Origin of the sequence: Blautia luti, from assembly GCF_013304735.1 — a bacterium.
Classification (GTDB): Bacteria; Bacillota; Clostridia; order Lachnospirales; family Lachnospiraceae; genus Blautia_A.
Genome location: NZ_JAAITI010000109.1, coordinates 1 through 377, shown reverse-complemented (window position 1 = coordinate 377; position 377 = coordinate 1). Strand labels below are relative to the sequence as shown.

Genomic DNA, 377 nt, shown 5'->3' with positions numbered 1-377 from the left:
CTCTGCTCATAGCCGGTAACAGCCTTTTCCAGCTCCGCAATTTCAATCTCAAGTGTGTCCTGTTCTTTGGCATACTGTGGCATCAAGCGCCCTATATCGTGCATCCGGCAGTTTGCCGAGGGCGTTGTCCTCATAGATTTTGCAAATCAGTTTTTCCAGTTCTCCAGCTCTCTTTTGGGCAGCGGCCAGACGCCTGCGCTTTTTCGATATATCGGCACTCTGTTGAGCAACCTGCGTTTCCTGAACGGTGTGAATAAACTCCGTCCGGTCATTTCTGGAATATTCAGCGATAGCCCGGAGCGTATCAGAAACCAATGTCAGAACAGCACTCTCATTGATACGGTGTTGTGTAGGGCATAGTGTCCCACACGGAACTT

The 377-nt window shown here is 49.9% G+C and carries 1 pseudogene; it reads right to left on the bottom strand.

Annotated features, from left to right (window positions below):
- Positions 1 to 377, bottom strand: a pseudogene (locus tag G5B06_RS18665) (DNA recombinase); the annotation flags it as partial.